Source organism: Pseudomonas sp. S12(2018), assembly GCF_024355235.1.
GTDB lineage: Bacteria > Pseudomonadota > Gammaproteobacteria > Pseudomonadales > Pseudomonadaceae > Aquipseudomonas > Aquipseudomonas palmensis.
In genome coordinates this window covers 187,082-202,693 of the sequence record NZ_QLAD01000004.1, presented here as the reverse complement: position 1 = coordinate 202,693, position 15,612 = coordinate 187,082, and the positions used below count along the sequence as shown (strand labels likewise).

Genomic DNA, 15,612 nt, shown 5'->3' with positions numbered 1-15,612 from the left:
GGGTCAACCCGGGCAGGCCACCGGGCCCAGCACATTGAGCTGGCCCAGCCGGCTGCGGGTGCGGGCCAGGTCGATGGCGCTGCCGCCCAGGCTTTCGCACAGCGAGGCCTGGCCGACCAGCACCAGATGCTTGTCCTGGTCATACAGCACGTCCACCAGGTTGATGAACCGCTGCTGCGCCGCCATCGAGCACTGCGCCAGGTCCGGCAGGTGCTCGATCACCCAGTGGTCGTAGCGGCGCGCCAGCTCCAGGTAGTCCATCACCGCCGTGGGTTGCTCGCAGATCGCCTCGAAGCTGAAGCCTACCGCGCGCTCCTGGCTGAACAGGGCGTGCAGCGAGCGCTTGCCCACCTGCAGCCTTACCGGCGCGCCGGCCTGATCCAGGCCGGCGGCATGGCGCTGCGCCGGGCTGCCGGGCCAGAGGTAGTGACCCTGGGTGAAGCGCTGCTGGCTGCCGGAGGCCGGGTGGCTGCGGTAGTCCTGCTCGCCGCCCACTTCAAGCACCTGCATGTGCGCCTCGATCAGGCGGATCACCGGTTCGAAGCGCTGGTGGTAGAGCGGGTTGGGCAGCAGCCCGGCAGGCGGGTAGTTGGAGGTCAGCAGCACGAACACGCGGCGCTCGAACAGCGCCTTGAACAGGCCGGTGATGAGCATCGCGTCGCCGATGTCGTGCACGTGGAACTCGTCGAAGCACAGCACCTGGCAGCCTTGCAGCAGCTCGTCCAGGGTCGCGCCCAGCGCATCGTCCTGCTGGCGATGGCGGAACATGCCCTCGTGCAACTGGGCGAAGAAATCGTGAAAGTGCAGGCGGCGCTTGTGCGGATGCTCCAGTGACTGGAAGAAGCCGTCCAGCAGCCAGCTCTTGCCCCGTCCCACCGCCCCGTACAGGTACAGGCTGCGCGCCGTGCCGTCAGCAAGGTGCGCGGCCTGCTCGGCCATGCAGGCGATCACCCGCTGCTGGCCGTGGCTCAAGGTATAGCCCTGCTCATCGGCCTTTCGTCGGAAGAATTCATCGACTTCAACAGCCGCCAGGCGCTTGGCCGGCGGGTGTGCACGGGCAGCCAGGCGCTGGCGCAGGGCGCGCAGCGGCGAACGGATCCAGGACGGCGGTAAGGCGGTCAATCTCAGGCTCCTTGGGGGTGCCGGGCACAGGGGCCGGCTGAGTGGGCGGCGCTAATGTACCGAATAGGGGGTTGGGCTGCCAGTCATGTCGTGCCTGGCAGGTCATGTAGGAAGGTTCTTGTACGCGGCCTATACATTTCCGAGCTTGCTGGCAGGTTTTTCTTCGGCTGCTACCCTCTGGAACAGATGGATCCTGCATTGCAAGGAGGGTAACGGTGAAGGGACGCTCTCTGGCTGCGCTGCTCGGGCTGGTTGTCGCAGACGCTGCCGCCGCCGCAGATTTTCTGGTGGAAGTTCGCGTGGATGTACAGCGTGGTTGCCAGCTGGTGCACCAGACCCGCGATGCCGGCGCCCAGGCCCAGGGCCTGCTCGACTTCGGCCGTACCGCGCGCCTGGACGATCCGCAAGGCCCGCTGACCGGCGCCTTGCTGCAACAACGCCCCCCACGTCTGGAATGCAACCCCGACACGCTGTACCAGGTAAAGGTCGATGGCGGCCAGCATGGCGGCGTCGGCGAGGTGCGCTACCTGGCCAGCGACACGCCACAGGCCCGTCCCATCCCGTACCGCCTCTACCAGGACCCGGCCTGGCGCACTCCGCTGGCGGTGAACATCGCCCAGCATGCACGCGTACCCGACTCGGGGTCGGTGGAACTGCCGCTGTACGCCCGCATCGACACCCTGGCCCAGGTGCCCCGTGTCGGCCATTACTCGGACTTGCTCAAGGTGACCGTCACCTGGTAACCCTGTGCGTGCTAAAGGAACTGGCAGCATGAAGACATCGCAGATTCTGTTGATCAGCCTCGGGCCCTTGCTGTTGTGTCCGATGGCCAATGCCGCCCTCAGCGGGCATATCCATGCACGCCTGGTGATCAGCGCAGCCTGCCAGATCAGCAATGTGCCGGACGACAGCCCGGCCGGTGGCGGCCTGGGCCTGCTGGACTTCGGCACCCAGGGGCCAAGCTGGGCCCGCCCGCTGAGCGCCAACCTCGACCAGACCGGCGGCAGCGGCACCCTGCAGGTCAGCTGCAACCCCTCGGTGCGGGCCTTCACGGTGAGCATCAATGGCGGCAGCAACGATGCCAACGGCGTGCGCCGCCTGCGCAACGGCAGCGAGCTCATCCCCTACCAGCTGGCGGCCGATCCAAGCGGTGCAGTGCGCTACGGCATCGGCCAGCAGCGCAACTTCTCGATCAGCAGCGCTGCGCAAATCCCCATACCGATCTACGGCGCCGTGGTGGCACACCCCAGGGCGCTGCCGGCCGGCATCTACCGTGACACCCTGATGGTGACCCTGGACTGGTAACAACAAGGAGTGACTCATGCATCCCAACGTCTCACGCATACTCTTCGCCGGGCTTGGCCTGGCCCTTGCCAGCCAGGCCCAGGCGGCCACGGTCACGGGCAATATCAACGCCACCCTGACCCTGACCGCGGCCTGTCAGGTGAACGGTTCGACCGCCACCACCGGGGTCAACTTCGGTAACCTGGATTTCGGCTCGCAGATTGCCCTGTTCACCGAGGCCAGCGCCCAGGTGATCGGCACCGGTGGTGGCGGCGCCATCAGCGTGCTGTGTTCGCCCGGTGCCACGCCGGTGGTGAAGGTGGGCGCAGGCGCGCATGACGCGGCCACCACCGGTGGCAGCCGCGCGCTGGCCATGGGCACCAACTACGTGCCCTATGACTTCTATACCGATGCCGGGCACACCAATCTGCTGGCAATCAACGGCACCATCACCCTCGCCACCAGCACCGGGGTGGCGCAGACCGTCAACCTGTACGGCCGCGCCGTGGGCAAGCCGTCGCTGCCGCCAGGGGTGTACACCGACACGGTGGCGGTCGAGCTGAGCTTCTAGGTCATGCGCCGGTTGCTCGGTGGCCTTGCGGTGCTGGCCTGGGCAGTGCCCATGCCGCTGGATGCCGCACTCACCAGCACGCTTCAGGTCAGCGCAACGATTGCGGCAGGTTGCCTGGTGGTGGGCGGCGCCAGCAACTACGGCACCCTGGACTTCGGCACCCGTCCGGCGCTTGGCGCCGCCAGCGTGAACACCCAGCTGGCAGGCACCACGGTGACCCTGCAATGCACGCCCGGGGTGGCCCTGAAGATGAGCGTCGACGGTGGCCTGAACAACAACGGGGTACGCAACCTCAAGCGCACCAGCGGTACCTCGCTGGTGGCCTATCAGTTGTACCGCGACGCGGCCTTGTCCCAGGTGCTGGGCATCGGTCAGCTCGTGGCGGTCAGTTACAGCGATCCGACGGCGATCAAGCTGCCGGTGTATGCGCAAGCCCAGTTACCCGGCGTGTTGCCGGCGGGCACCTACACCGACGTGGTGCAAGTGGTGTTGTCCTGGTGAGTGCGCTCCCGGGGTTGTATCGGAACAAGCCAAAGGAGAGGGTGCATGGCGCTGTACGCACGTGGATGGCAAGGGATGGGCAAGTGGCTGCTGGTGGGCGCCTTGCTCGGCGCAGGGGGCGCCCAGGCGGCGACATCGGTGTTGATCTGGCCGATCGACCCGGTGCTGGAGGCCGACCAGAAGGCCGGGGCGTTGTGGTTGGAAAACCGTGGCACCACCCCGGCTAACCTGCAGGTCAGGGTGTTCGCCTGGCGCCAGGACGGGTATGACGACCAGTTCCAGCCCCAGCGCGAGATCATCGGCAGCCCGCCGGTGGCGACCATCAAGCCGGGCGAGAAACAGCTGATTCGCCTGACCCGCACCGGCCAGTCGCCGGCCGGCCAGGAACAGGCCTACCGCATCATCATCGACGAGATCCCACCCGCCCTGCCGGCCAGCGATGCGCAGACTTCCCAGGCGCAGATCCGCTTCCAGATGCGCTACTCGGTGCCATTGTTCGTCTACGGCCAGGGGCTGTGGAGCAAGCCGGACGCCGAGGGCAAGCGTGATGCAGCGGGCGTGGGCACGCCGTTGCTGAGCTGGCGACAGGTATTGCAGCAGGGCAAGCCCTTCGTCGAGATCCGCAACGTGGGGCCGGTGCATGCGCGCCTCACCGATGTGGTGATGCAGCAGGGCGCCCAGAGCAAGCCGCTGGTCGACGGCTTGCTGGGTTATGTACTGCCCGGCGCGAGCATGCGCTGGCCGGCACCTGCAGCAGCCTCGGCGGCCAGTGTGCTCAAAGGGCGCGTCAACGGGGCCGAGCCGCCCCAGACCATCAACCAGGGCCACTGAGCCCGGCGCCTCAAGGGCGCATGAAGATGGAGCAGGGGCCAGGGAGGACCCGGACATGGTGGGACGGCGTGCGTGAGTACTTCTCTGGCCTGCACCCGCAGCGTGACGCTGGCGGTGCTGCTGGCGGGCAGCGCGGTCGCAGGCGAACTGCCGCCACCCCCTGCGAGTATGGAGGCTGTCGCCGATGCGCCGTTGTACCTGGAACTGGTGGTCAACCAGATGAGCAGCGCTAGCGTGGTGCTGGTGCACCAGCGGGCCGGGCGCCTGTACATGGCCACCGCCGACCTGCAGGCGGCGGGCGTGCAACTGCCCGGGCAGCCCGGCCCGGAACTGGCGCTGGACGCCATCGATGGCTTGCACAGCGAGTACGACAGCCAGAACCAGCGGCTGCTGGTGCAGGTGCCGGCGGCGTGGCTGCCCAACCAGCGCATCGGCGAGCGCTCGCTGGGGCCGGCCGGCGAGGCGTTGAGCAGTTTCGGCGCCTTGCTCAACTACGACGCCTACTTCAACGACACCGATGAGGGGGGCACCTACCTGGCAGCCTGGAACGAACTGCGGGTGTTCGACAGCTGGGGCACCTTCTCCACCACCGGGCAGTGGCGCCAGCGCCTCGGCGGGGCAGGCTACGAAGGCGCCCAGGAAGGTTTTCGGCGGTACGACACCACCTGGCGCTACACCGACGAAGCGCGCCTGCTGACCTTCGAGGCCGGCGACGTGCTGACCGGCGCCTTGCCCTGGACCAGCTCGGTGCGGGTGGGCGGGGTGCAGCTGTCGCGGGACTTTGCCGTGCGCCCGGACCTGGTGACCTACCCCTTGCCGGCCTTCGCCGGTGAAGCCGCGGTGCCCTCGTCGGTGGACCTGTTCATCAATGGCTACAAGAGCGCCAGTGCCGACCTGCAGCCAGGCCCCTATACCCTGACCAACGTGCCGTTCATCAACGGTGCCGGCGAGGCGGTGGTGGTGACCACCGACGCCCTTGGCCGGCAGGTCTCGACCACGTTGCCGTTCTACGTCACCAGCAGCCTGCTGCAACAGGGGCTGGCGGACTTCTCGGTGGCGGCCGGCGCCCTGCGCCGCGACTATGCCGTGCGCGACTTTGCCTACGGCCCCGGCGTTGCGGCGGGCAGCCTGCGCTATGGCCTGACCGACTACTTCACGCTGGAAAGCCATGCCGAGGCGGCCGGGTCCCTGGGCCTGGGCGGGCTGGGCGGCAACCTGCGGGTGGGCAACTTCGGCGTGCTCAACACGGCGCTGAGCCAGAGCCGCTTCGAAGGTCGCAGTGGCCAGCAGTTGAGCCTGGGCTACCAGTACAACAACCGCTGGCTGGGCTTCAACTACCAGCGCCTGGAGCGTCATGGCGACTACGCCGACCTGTCGCTGGTCGACAGCCCGTATATCCGCCTCAGCCAGCGCAGCGAGCAGGTCACCCTGAGCCTCAACCTGCAACGCTATGGCAGCCTGGGGGCGGGCTACTTCGACGTGCGCGCCGCCGACAACTCGCGCACGCGCCTGCTCAACCTCAGCTGGAGCAAGCCGCTGTGGGGCAACAGCAGCCTGTACCTGTCGGCCAACCGCGACCTGGACGACAGCCAGTGGGCGGTGCAGGCGCAGGTGGTGGTGCCCTTCGACCTGCACGGCACGCTGGCCCTGAGCCTGGAGCGCAACCAGCAGGGCGAGAACCTGCAGCGGGTCAACTACAGCCGCGCCGTACCCGCCCAGGGCGGCGTGGGGTTCAACCTGGGCTATGCCGGTGGCGACCGTGAAACCTACCGTCAGGCCGACCTGACCTGGCGCCTGCAATCGGTGCAGTTGCAGGCCGGGGTGTACGGCAGCAGCGACAACATGACCCGCTGGGCCGACGCCAGCGGCTCGGTGGTGCTGATGGACGCCGGGGTGTTCCTTGCCAATCGCATCGACGACGCCTTCGTGCTGGTCAGCACCGAAGGCTTTGCCGATGTGCCGGTGCGTTACGAGAACCAGGTGGTGGGGCACACCGACAGCCAGGGGCACCTGCTGGTGCCCTACGGCAGCGGCTACTACCGCGGCAAGTACGAGATCGACCCGCTGGAACTGCCCCCCGATGTGCGCTCGCCGAATGTGGAGCAGCGCGTGGCGGTAAGGCGCGGCGCCGGCTACCTGCTGGAATTTCCGTTGCGCCGGGTACTGGCCGCCAGCGTGGTGCTGGTGGATGCCGGCAACAACGACCTGGCCGTGGGCAGCCAGGTACGCCACGAGCAGAGCGGCGCGCTGGCGGTGGTGGGCTGGGATGGCCTGGTGTACCTGGAGGACCTGAGCGAACACAACAGCCTGGTGGTGCAACTGGCCGGAGGCGGCAGTTGCCGGGTGCAGTTCGAGCTCAAGGCGCAGGCCGACCAGGTGCCGCTGATCGGCCCGCTGGTGTGCCAGTGAAGCGCCGGCTGACGGGGCTGCTTGCGCTGCTGGCACTGCTGGCCGGCATGCGCGCCCAGGCGCTGTGCCAGGTGCTGGCAACCACGCCGGCCACTTTCGGCCTGGTCAACTCCACCCTGATACGCACCACGGTGCAGACCACCACGGCGCCCAGTGCCGGCTTGAGCTGCACCGGTTCGCTGCTGACCCTGCTGCGTTCGGATGACTCCTTCAAGGCCACCTTCACCGCCAACAACGGCACCACCGGGCTGGTGGGCCCCACCGGCGACGTCATCCTCTACACGCTGTACGCCAACAACAGCACCAGCTACCCGATCACCCGGGGCCAGCCCTACGATTTTGCGCGCAACGGCATCATCGATGCCCTGGGCCTGCTCGGCGGCACCTCGCCCAAGACCGTGCCCATCTACCTGCGCACGCAAATGACCAGCAACGTGGCGGCCGGCCTGTACCAGGAGACGTTCACCGTGGCCTGGAGCATCGACTATTGCTGGGGGCTGGGGCTGGGCAGCGCCTGCCTGGGGCGGCAGGTGTTCAACGCCACTACCACCCTGACCATCAACCTGACCGTCACCAACGACTGCCAGATCAGCTCGCCCAACATCGTGTTCGGCAGCGCGCCGGTGGTCAGCGGGTTCGCCACGGTGAGCCAGAACGTCAACCTGGCCTGTACCAAGGGCAGTGCCTACACGGTGGGGCTGGATGACGGGCAGAACGTGGCAGGCGGGCGTCGGCGCATGAAATCCAGCGCCGGCAACTACCTGGCCTATGACATCTTCAAGAGTGGCGGGGGCGTGCGCTGGGGCAGCCTGAGCAGTGCGCGGCGCGCCAGCAGCGACGCCGACATCAACCCGGGCAACGGCAATGGCAGTGGCAGCGCGGCCGGCAGCCAGGTGTTCAACTACAACGCCAGGGTCTACACCGACCAGGCCACGCCGCCGGCCGGCGACTACCTGGACAGCGTGATACTCGACGTGCAGTTCTGAGCCGGCTGGCGCACGGTGCGCCACCAGTACCCCAGTGCCAGCACATTCAACCCCGCGCCCAGCACGCATACCAGCAGCCAGCCGCCCCAGGCGTAGGCCAGCGTCGAGGCCAGCGAGCCCAGTGCACTGCCGATGGAGTAGAACAGCATGTAGGCGGCGGTGAGCCGGCTGTGGGTATCGGCCGGCAGGCGGTAGATCAGGCTCTGGCTGGCCACGTGCAGCGCCTGCAGGCCCAGGTCGAACACCACCACCCCCAGCAGCAGTGCCCACAGCGATTGCTGGGTGAGGGCGATGGCGCCCCATGAACCGATCATCAGCAGCAGCGAGAGGCCGCTGACCCGTTGCCCCAGGCCACGGTCGGCCAGCCCGCCGGCACGCGCGGCGGCCAGCGCCCCGGCTGCGCCGGCCAGGCCGAACAAGCCCACCTCGGTTGCCGACAACGACAGCGGCGGGGCGCTCAGGGGCAGTACCAGCGGGGTCCACAGCACCATGGCCGAGGTGAAGCTGAGCATTGCCAGCAGGGCGCGCTGGCGCAGCACCGGCTGCTCGCGCACCAGTTGCCACAACGACACCAGCAGCGCGCCGTAGCCAGTGTTGGGGCGCGCAGCCGTGTGTGCGGGCAGCACGCGCCACAGCAGCAGGGTCATCAGCAGGGTCAGCGCTGCCGACAGGGCGTAGATCGAGCGCCAGCCGGCCAGATCGGCCATCGCCCCGGACAGGGTGCGGGCCAGCAGGATGCCGATCACGATACCGCTGGTGACCATGCCCACCACATGCCCGCGTTCGGTGTCGGCCGACACGCTGGCGGCATGCGCCACCAGCAGTTGCGCCACCACCGCCAACAGGCCGGTCAGGGCCATGCCGACAAACAGCCAGGCGCTGCTGGTGGCCAGCGCGATCATCAGCAGGGCCAGCACCGACAGCAGCGACTGCAGCACGATCAGCCGGCGCCGCTCGAACAGGTCGCCCAGAGGCACCAGCAGTATCAGGCCCAGGCCGTAGCCGACCTGGGTCAGGGTCACCACCAGCCCCACCAGCGCCGGGTCGATGGCGAAGTCGCGGGCCATCGCGTCCAGCAGTGGCTGGGCGTAATACACGTTGGCCACCGCCAGTGCGCAGGCGACGGAGAACAGCAGGGCGAGCCACGGCGAAAGCCGGGGCGCAGGGGAGGCGGGCATGGCGATATCCTGTGTGGTTGCATAATGAAACTGGTTGTATGCTGAGAGGACCGGTTTTATATTGCAACTACTTTTTTCAGCCTGCCGAGAGCGACCATGGTTCAGCGTACCCGCCTGCAAGATGCCGAATGCCCGGTGGCCCGGTCACTGGACGCGATCGGTGACTGGTGGTCGCTGTTGATCGTGCGTGATGCGTTTGATGGCTTGCGCCGCTTTGGCGAGTTCCAGCGCAACCTGGGCATGGCCAAGAACATTTTGGCCTCGCGCTTGCGCCAGTTGGTGGAGCACCGGATTCTGGAGCTGGTGCCGGCGTCGGATGGCAGCGCGTACCAAGAGTACGTGCTGACCGAGAAGGGGCGTGGGTTGTTTCCCTTGATCGTGGGGCTGCGCCAGTGGGGCGAGGCGTTTTTCTACCAGCCTGGCGAGGCGCATTCGGTGCTGGTGGACCGCCAGAGCGGGGCGCCGGTGGGCCCGCTGCAGCTGCGTGCGGCGGATGGGCGGGTGCTGGGGCCGGATGATTGCGTGCGGGTGGCGGGGCCGCCGCCGGCCTGACCTGCCTCATCGCGGGTCAGGCCGCTCCCACAGGGCACTGCAAGCCTTGTGGGAGCGGGCTTGACCCGCGATGGGGAGCGCTGCGGGGCGACGGTGCGCCAGCCCCTAGCGCAGCGCTGCGACCAGCTTCGCCAAGGTGTCGATCACCGCGCTGCCCAGCGCCTTGGAGCGTCCACCCGACCAGCCGGTCACCGCATCGGGCGCGTCGTCGTGGTCCTTGAACGGCATCTCCAGGGTCAGCGACAGGCAGTCATGCGCCTGGCCCACCGCATTGCATGCCAGGGTCATGTTGGCCTGCCCAGGCTTGCTGCGCGGGTACCCGTGGGTGGTCTGGAAGTCCCGGGTCACGCTGCACAGGGTGCTGCGAAAACGCTCCTCCAGTGCCGCGATCCGATCCGTGTAGCCCGGGTTGCCTTCGCACCCGGCCGTGAACACATGGGGTATTTCCTCATCGCCATGGGCATCCAGGAACAGGTCCACGCCATACAGCTTCATCTGCTGCTGGGCGAACAGCACCTCAGGGGTGTGTTCGATGTTCGCATCCTGCCAGGCGCGGTTGAGGTCCTTGCCCCTGGCATTGGTGCGCAGGTGCCCGGCAGCGGCACCGTCCGGGTTCATGTTGGGGATCAGGTACAGGTCGGCGACCGCCAGCAGGGCCTGCACGGTGGCATCGTTACCCTGTATGCGGTCAATCACGCCCTCCATGAACCACTCGGCCATGTGCTCGCCGGGGTGCTGCTGGGCGATGATCCACAGCTTGCGCTTGCCCGCGCCCCCGTCGCCCGCCCGCAGCAACGGGATATCGCGCCCTTCGACGCTGCGCCCGGTGGCCAGCAGTTCCACGCCCGGCAAGGCGCTGGCGCGTTCGATCAGCTGATTGTGCCGCGCGCGCGGGTAGGGCTCGAAGTAGGCGAACCAGGCCTGTGTTTCGCGGGGCTCAAGGCTGAAGTGCAGGGCCTTGCCGTCGTAGCGGGTCGGCACGCGAAACCAGTTCTGCTGGTCGTAGGACGCTACCGCCTGGTAGCCCTCCCATGCGGCGCTATAGGACGACTGGCTGGCGTTGTCCAGGCTGAAGGCGTGGGTATGCCCGGGCGTCAGCCCGCTGGCCTTGAAGTGAAACCACTGGAAATGCCCGCTGTGGGTGTCGGGGCGGATGTTCAGGTGAATCCGGGACGGGTTGCCGGCATCGACGAGCAGGATGTTGCCGGCATCGAATGCGCAATCGATGCTAACGGGGGACAGCGTCACGGTCATGGCCAGGCTCCGGTAGAGTTGTTGTGCCAACCACTCTACACCCCTGGATCACGACCAGAAACCGATCGCCAGCGCCGCTGCCAACCCCAGGCCGAGCGCCACCGAGCAGCCTCCCAGCGAAACACCGGCCCAGGCCTGGCGATACCAGTGCCCATCGCCCAGTTGCCGGGCCGGTGCCAGCAGGTTGCGCCAGCGCAGTTCGGTGGCATGGAACGCATGCAGGTGTTCGGGGGCGGCATCCAGCCAGCGGCGAAAGTCGATGCGCTCGCTGGCTGTGATGTCCGGGCTCTGCAGGCGCACATACCATTGCGCCGCCGCAGTGCTGGAGGCGCTGCGCACCGGCAGGGCGGCCTGCAGCACCTGGCCCATGTGCCGTTCCACGGTCGGTGCGCCGATATCCAGGCGCTGGGCGATGGCGGCGAACGACAGTTGATCGAGACGATTGAGCAGGAACACCTGCTGTACCCGGCGTGGCAGCTTTTTCAGGCGCACGAGCAGGGCATCTTCGCCGAGGTCGGCGCTATCGTGATGGTGTTCAAGGGGCAGCAACAGACGGGTCATGTACGAGCTCCTTGCAGAAAGAAACGACTGAAGAGAAGGGGGCGTCTTCCCTGACGCTGCGACAGCTTAATCTACATGAGATTGATTCTCAAGTGCTGAATCGGCAAAGGCTTGTCTCGGGGTTACATATCGAGACATACATTTGCTATCATCGCTGCCATTCAAGCACCACCCGCCTTCATTAGCCTGAAGAGCCAAAAAAAAGACCCGGCAAAAAGCCGGGTCAAAAACCGTGATTAGCCTGATGAGGAGATAATCTGAGAGTCCGACCTAAGGGCTTTCAGTTATCCAACCAGTCTCGCGACCAGTTGTTTGCAATAATAATCGTTCTCATTTTCAAGTCAAATGAATTTTCTGTTATCCAGCAAAAAATTCCGCATCGCTGTGCCTGGTCGTTGAACCACGGCCTGCCCCACCGCCGTTCCCGTTGCCCATCATCCCTCCCTTGATTGAAGCTCCTGCCGCCTGGCCTGTTCCGCGAGGCTGCGGTCCAGCAGCGCCCTGGCCATGTTGATCATGTGCATCACCGAGAAGGCCATGTCCCGTGGGTTGCCCTTGAGGTTGTCGGCCGACTCGTAGGCGCTGGCTGCGGCGCAGCGCAGCATGCTCGAGGCGTGTTCGGTGGCCGCTTCGGCCGAGAGGTCCTGGCGGGCGATGAACAGCTGGTCGTCCGTGTGGCTGACCGTAGATGGGGTAGGGTTGAGGTAATAGTCCAGTGCGCGGCGTGCCGCTTCGCTGTCCAGGTCGTTGAAAGGGGGTGGGGTCATGGGGCTGCCTTCCTTGTGGTGAGTAGGAAAAGATTACCCTTCAATCCTAAGTACATGTTGTATTGTATTCCATCGCTTAAATACTACAGATTATGTATTGAGTCGCTGCTGTCAGTCCGTATCGTGCCAGCGATGAAAAAATGGAATGAACTGGCGAAAGCCAGAATGCGCGAGCTGGGCCTCACGCAGGAGAAACTGGCCGAACGCCTCGGGGTGACCCAAGGTGGCGTTGGCCATTGGATTCGGGGAAGGAACAACCCACCGCTGGCCACCATCGACGAAATCCTGCGGATACTGGGCATGGGGCGCATGGGCGTGGTCTGCGACGACGCCGTCGCGGAGCCGTCCGGGGTGTATGCCACACCGGCGCTGGGTGCATTCCGCTACCCGCTGTCGGACTGGGAGCACCTGGCCGAGCCTGTCGAAGGCGCGCCGACCGTGCTCAGCGACCACCTGGCCGATGGCCCGTGCTACTGGCTGACGGTGGAAGGTGACGCGATGAATTCGCCCATGGGCCTGAGCGTGCCGGCGGGCATGATGGTGCTGGTGGACAGCGGTCGAATTGCCGAGATCGGCGCGCTGGTGATCGCGCGCCTGCCCGGCAATCCTGTCGCGGTGTTTCGCCAGCTGGTCGAGGAGGGTGGTCAGCGGTACTTGCAGCCGCTCAATCCCACCTGGCCCAAACTGACGTGGGAGGAGGGCACCGAGGTGCTCGGTGTGGTGGTGCAGGCGTCTATCCGGCTGGGCTGAAAAGCGTCGCTGGCAAGCCGGCCCACACAGGGTTTCGTGGCGCCCACAAAACCCTGTGCAGGTGCAGCGTCGTCAGCCTTCCTGAACCTCCAGCTCCACCAGCGCGGCCCCTTCGCTGACCATCTCGCCTTCCTGGCAATACAGCGCCTTGATCGTCCCCGCCTGGGGTGCGCGGATGCTGTGCTCCATCTTCATGGCCTCCAGCACCACCAGTTGCGTGCCGGCCTCGACCGCCTGACCGACCTCCACCAGTACCCGCACGATGCTGCCGTTCATGGGCGCACTCATGCCGCCCTGGTGCGCATGGCCGGCGTCCGCCTCGGCAATCGGGTCGAAAGCGCTTACCCCGTGCAGCTCGCCATCCCACTCCAGATACAGCGTTTGCCCACGGCGCACGGCCAGGTGCCTGCGCCGCACGCCTTCGTGCTCGATCACCAGGTGCTCGCCGTCCATGCGCGCGGACACCGACCCGGGGTTCAGGCTCAGTGCCCGGTCTTCGCCATTGCAGCGCAGGTGCAGGGCGGTCTGCGCCGGTACGCCCGGCCTGAAACCGGTGGCGGCTGCCCACGGCGAGTGCCGGTCATCAGCGCGCACGCAGGCGGGGCGCGATTGCTGGAAGGCCTGCCCGGCAGCCTGCCAGAACGCTGTCGGCAACGCGACGGGGGCGGGCAGCAGTTGATCCTGATAGCGCGGGATGAACCCGGTATCCAGTTCGGCCTCGGCAAAGGCGCGGTGGGCCAGGATGCGGCGCAGGAAGGCGATGTTGGTCTTAAGGCCGCCAATGGCGAAGCTGTCGAGCATCGCCAGCAGGCGCAGGCGTGCCTGTTCCCGGTTCTCGCCCCAGGCAATCAGCTTGCCCAGCATCGGGTCGTAGAACGGCGAGATGCTGTCACCTTCGCACACGCCGCTGTCGACCCGGCGCCCTTCGCCCGGCGCCGACTCGCGGTACAGCGCCAGGTGCCCGGTGGCCGGCAGAAAGTCGTTGGCCGGGTCCTCGGCGTACAGGCGTACTTCGATGGCATGCCCGTGCAGCGGCACCTGGTCCTGCGTCAGCGGCAGCGCCTCGCCGCACGCCACGCGGATCTGCCAGGCCACCAGGTCCAGGCCGGTGATCGCCTCGGTCACCGGGTGCTCCACCTGCAGGCGGGTGTTCATTTCCATGAAGAAGAATTCGCCGCGGGCATCGAGCAGGAACTCGACCGTGCCTGCGCCCACATAGCCGATGGCCTGGGCCGCACGTACCGCCGCCTCGCCCATGGCCTGGCGCTGCGCCGGGCTCAGGCCGGGGGCCGGGGCTTCCTCGACCACCTTCTGGTGACGACGCTGGATCGAGCAGTCGCGCTCGTTCAGGTACAGGCAGTTGCCATGCTGGTCGGCGAACACCTGGATCTCGACGTGACGCGGCTTGAGCACGTACTTTTCGACCAGCATGCGTGCGTCGCCGAACGACGACAGCGCTTCACGCTGGGCCGAGGCCAGGGCTTCACCCAGCTGGCTTTCCTGCTCGACCACCTTCATGCCCTTGCCACCGCCACCGGCGGTGGCCTTGAGCAGTACGGGGTAGCCGATGCGCTGGGCGGCCGCGCGGAAGGTCTCCAGGTCCTGGGCTTCGCCGTGGTAGCCAGGCACCAGCGGTACCCCGGCCACTTCCATCAGCGCCTTGGCCGCCGACTTGCTGCCCATCGCGTCGATGGCACTGGCCGGCGGGCCGAGGAAGATCAGCCCGGCCTCTTCGATGGCCCGGGCAAAGCCTGCGTTCTCCGACAGAAAGCCGTAGCCCGGGTGTATCGCCTGGGCGCCGCTGGCCTTGGCCGCGGCAATCAGCCTGGGGATGTCCAGGTAGCTCTCGGCCGCCTTGGCGCCACCCAGGTCAACCCGGATATCCGCTTCGCGGCTGTGCCGCGCATCGCGGTCGATGGCGCTGTGCACGGCCACGGTGGTCAGGCCCATGGCCTTGGCGGTGCGCATCACGCGGCAGGCGATCTCGCCACGGTTGGCGACCAGCAGGGTGGTCAGCAGAGGGCGGCTCATGGGCGTGGCTCCTTGTCCGAAGCGGGGGTTTGCCAGGCTGGCGTGCGTTTTTCGAGGAAGGCGCGCAGGCCCTCCTGGCCTTCGGCGCTCACGCGGATACGCGCAATGGCGCCTTCACAGTAGCGGCGCAGGGCAGGGGTGAGCTCACCATTGCCCACTTCGCGCAGCAGCTCCTTGCTGGCGCACATGGCCTGCGGGCTGTTGAGCAGCAGGTTGTCGACCCAGCGCTCGACCTCGGCATCCAGGTGCGCGGCCGGGCAGGTTTCGGCCAGCAGGCCCAGTTCGCGGGCCCGCTCGCCGCTGAAGCGTTCGGCGGTCAGGGCATAGCGGCGGGTGGCGCGCTCGCCCATGGCCTGCACCACGAACGGGCTGATCACCGCCGGCGCCAGGCCGATGCGCACTTCCGACAGGCACAGCTGCGCGTCGTCGGCACCGATGGCCATGTCGCAGCAACTGATCAGCCCCACGGCACCGCCGAAGGCTGCGCCCTGGACCACCGCCAGGGTCGGCACCTTGAGCCGCGCCAGGTTGTACATCAGCTCGGCCAGCTCGCGGGCGTCGTCCAGGTTGGTGTTGTAGTCCAGCTGCGCCGACTGCTGCATCCAGGCAAGGTCGGCGCCGGCACTGAAGTGCCGGCCGCGCCCGCGCAGCACCATGAAGCGCAGGCTGGCGTCGTTGCCGATCTGGTCGATGGCAATGATCAGTTCGCGGATCATCTGCGCGTTGAAGGCGTTGTTCTTGGCCTCGCGGCTCAGCCACAGGGTGGCGAAGCCGCGCGGGTCGCGAATCAGTTCAAGGGTAGAGAAGTCGCTCAT

The 15,612-nt window shown here is 67.0% G+C and carries 16 protein-coding genes; 9 read left to right on the top strand and 7 right to left on the bottom strand.

Annotation, left to right across the window (positions count from 1 at the left end; genetic code table 11):
• Positions 1–3: 3 nt before the first annotated feature.
• Positions 4–1,077: a cell division protein ZapE gene (gene zapE / locus DN388_RS11290; RefSeq protein ID WP_229590271.1), complete on the bottom strand. Its 1,074-nt coding sequence runs from the start codon at positions 1,075–1,077 to the stop codon at positions 4–6.
• A 260-nt stretch (positions 1,078–1,337) separates the two neighbouring features.
• On the opposite strand from zapE, the gene DN388_RS11285 reads away from it, so the two are divergent.
• The 7 genes from DN388_RS11285 to DN388_RS11255 all read left to right on the top strand — a co-directional run bounded on the left by DN388_RS11285 (position 1,338) and on the right by DN388_RS11255 (position 7,704).
• Positions 1,338–1,865 carry a spore coat U domain-containing protein gene (locus DN388_RS11285; RefSeq protein WP_078481712.1) on the top strand — a complete coding sequence of 176 codons (528 nt, stop codon included), beginning with the start codon at positions 1,338–1,340 and terminating at the stop codon, positions 1,863–1,865.
• A 28-nt stretch (positions 1,866–1,893) separates the two neighbouring features.
• A complete protein-coding gene (locus DN388_RS11280; RefSeq protein ID WP_254999837.1) occupies positions 1,894–2,427 on the top strand; it encodes a spore coat U domain-containing protein in 534 nt (177 codons plus the stop codon).
• A gap of 16 nt (positions 2,428–2,443) precedes the next feature.
• A complete protein-coding gene (locus DN388_RS11275; protein ID WP_043863970.1) occupies positions 2,444–2,977 on the top strand; it encodes a spore coat U domain-containing protein in 534 nt (177 codons plus the stop codon).
• 3 nt (positions 2,978–2,980) lie between these two features.
• On the top strand, positions 2,981–3,478 hold the full coding sequence (locus tag DN388_RS11270) for a spore coat U domain-containing protein (protein ID WP_043863969.1): 498 nt from the start codon (positions 2,981–2,983) through the stop codon (positions 3,476–3,478).
• 75 nt (positions 3,479–3,553) lie between these two features.
• Positions 3,554–4,309 carry a molecular chaperone gene (locus tag DN388_RS11265; RefSeq protein ID WP_255000127.1) on the top strand — a complete coding sequence of 252 codons (756 nt, stop codon included), beginning with the start codon at positions 3,554–3,556 and terminating at the stop codon, positions 4,307–4,309.
• Between the two features lie 168 nt (positions 4,310–4,477).
• Positions 4,478–6,718: a fimbria/pilus outer membrane usher protein gene (locus tag DN388_RS11260; RefSeq protein ID WP_255000125.1), complete on the top strand. Its 2,241-nt coding sequence runs from the start codon at positions 4,478–4,480 to the stop codon at positions 6,716–6,718.
• 47 nt (positions 6,719–6,765) lie between these two features.
• Positions 6,766–7,704 (top strand): spore coat U domain-containing protein, encoded by a 939-nt coding sequence (locus DN388_RS11255; protein ID WP_100632862.1) that lies wholly within the window; start codon positions 6,766–6,768, stop codon positions 7,702–7,704.
• Here DN388_RS11255 and DN388_RS11250 read toward each other — a convergent pair.
• Positions 7,668–8,882, bottom strand: a complete 1,215-nt coding sequence (locus tag DN388_RS11250; RefSeq protein ID WP_254999836.1) for an MFS transporter — start codon at positions 8,880–8,882, stop codon at positions 7,668–7,670. The two genes, DN388_RS11255 and DN388_RS11250, sit on opposite strands and share 37 nt — an antisense overlap.
• 96 nt (positions 8,883–8,978) lie before the next feature.
• Between DN388_RS11250 and DN388_RS11245 the strand changes: the two genes are divergently transcribed.
• Entirely contained in the window at positions 8,979–9,434 is a 456-nt protein-coding gene (locus DN388_RS11245; RefSeq protein ID WP_043863967.1) for a helix-turn-helix domain-containing protein, read from the top strand.
• A gap of 105 nt (positions 9,435–9,539) precedes the next feature.
• On the opposite strand, the gene DN388_RS11240 is transcribed toward DN388_RS11245, so the two are convergent.
• From DN388_RS11240 to DN388_RS11230, 3 genes are all read right to left on the bottom strand, one after another.
• The gene (locus DN388_RS11240; protein WP_058540284.1) at positions 9,540–10,688 is read right to left on the bottom strand and encodes a M14-type cytosolic carboxypeptidase; all 1,149 of its coding nucleotides are present in this window, start codon (positions 10,686–10,688) and stop codon (positions 9,540–9,542) included.
• A gap of 48 nt (positions 10,689–10,736) precedes the next feature.
• Entirely contained in the window at positions 10,737–11,249 is a 513-nt protein-coding gene (locus DN388_RS11235; protein ID WP_043863965.1) for a DUF4880 domain-containing protein, read from the bottom strand.
• 434 nt (positions 11,250–11,683) lie between these two features.
• Positions 11,684–12,016, bottom strand: coding sequence for a hypothetical protein (locus DN388_RS11230; protein ID WP_043863964.1), 333 nt, complete (start codon positions 12,014–12,016; stop codon positions 11,684–11,686).
• 132 nt (positions 12,017–12,148) lie between these two features.
• Here DN388_RS11230 and DN388_RS11225 point away from each other — a divergent pair, with 132 nt between their 5' ends.
• Positions 12,149–12,766, top strand: coding sequence for a LexA family transcriptional regulator (locus DN388_RS11225; protein WP_063611980.1), 618 nt, complete (start codon positions 12,149–12,151; stop codon positions 12,764–12,766).
• A 72-nt stretch (positions 12,767–12,838) separates the two neighbouring features.
• On the opposite strand, the gene DN388_RS11220 is transcribed toward DN388_RS11225, so the two are convergent.
• On the bottom strand, positions 12,839–14,797 hold the full coding sequence (locus DN388_RS11220) for an acetyl/propionyl/methylcrotonyl-CoA carboxylase subunit alpha (protein WP_058540283.1): 1,959 nt from the start codon (positions 14,795–14,797) through the stop codon (positions 12,839–12,841).
• Complete coding sequence (locus DN388_RS11215; protein ID WP_254999835.1) at positions 14,794–15,612, bottom strand: gamma-carboxygeranoyl-CoA hydratase; 819 nt, start codon at positions 15,610–15,612, stop codon at positions 14,794–14,796. The genes DN388_RS11220 and DN388_RS11215 overlap by 4 nt, the downstream gene beginning before the upstream one ends.

Coding starts and splice junctions, on each gene's coding strand:
- DN388_RS11280 (WP_254999837.1), top strand. CDS start 1,894: ATGAAGACATCGCAGATTCTGTTGATCAGCCTCGGGCCCTTGCTGTTG.
- DN388_RS11275 (WP_043863970.1), top strand. CDS start 2,444: ATGCATCCCAACGTCTCACGCATACTCTTCGCCGGGCTTGGCCTGGCC.
- DN388_RS11270 (WP_043863969.1), top strand. CDS start 2,981: ATGCGCCGGTTGCTCGGTGGCCTTGCGGTGCTGGCCTGGGCAGTGCCC.
- DN388_RS11265 (WP_255000127.1), top strand. CDS start 3,554: ATGGGCAAGTGGCTGCTGGTGGGCGCCTTGCTCGGCGCAGGGGGCGCC.
- DN388_RS11260 (WP_255000125.1), top strand. CDS start 4,478: ATGGAGGCTGTCGCCGATGCGCCGTTGTACCTGGAACTGGTGGTCAAC.
- DN388_RS11255 (WP_100632862.1), top strand. CDS start 6,766: ATGCGCGCCCAGGCGCTGTGCCAGGTGCTGGCAACCACGCCGGCCACT.
- DN388_RS11250 (WP_254999836.1), bottom strand. CDS start 8,882: ATGCCCGCCTCCCCTGCGCCCCGGCTTTCGCCGTGGCTCGCCCTGCTG.
- DN388_RS11245 (WP_043863967.1), top strand. CDS start 8,979: ATGGTTCAGCGTACCCGCCTGCAAGATGCCGAATGCCCGGTGGCCCGG.
- DN388_RS11240 (WP_058540284.1), bottom strand. CDS start 10,688: ATGACCGTGACGCTGTCCCCCGTTAGCATCGATTGCGCATTCGATGCC.
- DN388_RS11235 (WP_043863965.1), bottom strand. CDS start 11,249: ATGACCCGTCTGTTGCTGCCCCTTGAACACCATCACGATAGCGCCGAC.
- DN388_RS11230 (WP_043863964.1), bottom strand. CDS start 12,016: ATGACCCCACCCCCTTTCAACGACCTGGACAGCGAAGCGGCACGCCGC.
- DN388_RS11225 (WP_063611980.1), top strand. CDS start 12,149: ATGAAAAAATGGAATGAACTGGCGAAAGCCAGAATGCGCGAGCTGGGC.
- DN388_RS11220 (WP_058540283.1), bottom strand. CDS start 14,797: ATGAGCCGCCCTCTGCTGACCACCCTGCTGGTCGCCAACCGTGGCGAG.
- DN388_RS11215 (WP_254999835.1), bottom strand. CDS start 15,612: ATGAGCGACTTCTCTACCCTTGAACTGATTCGCGACCCGCGCGGCTTC.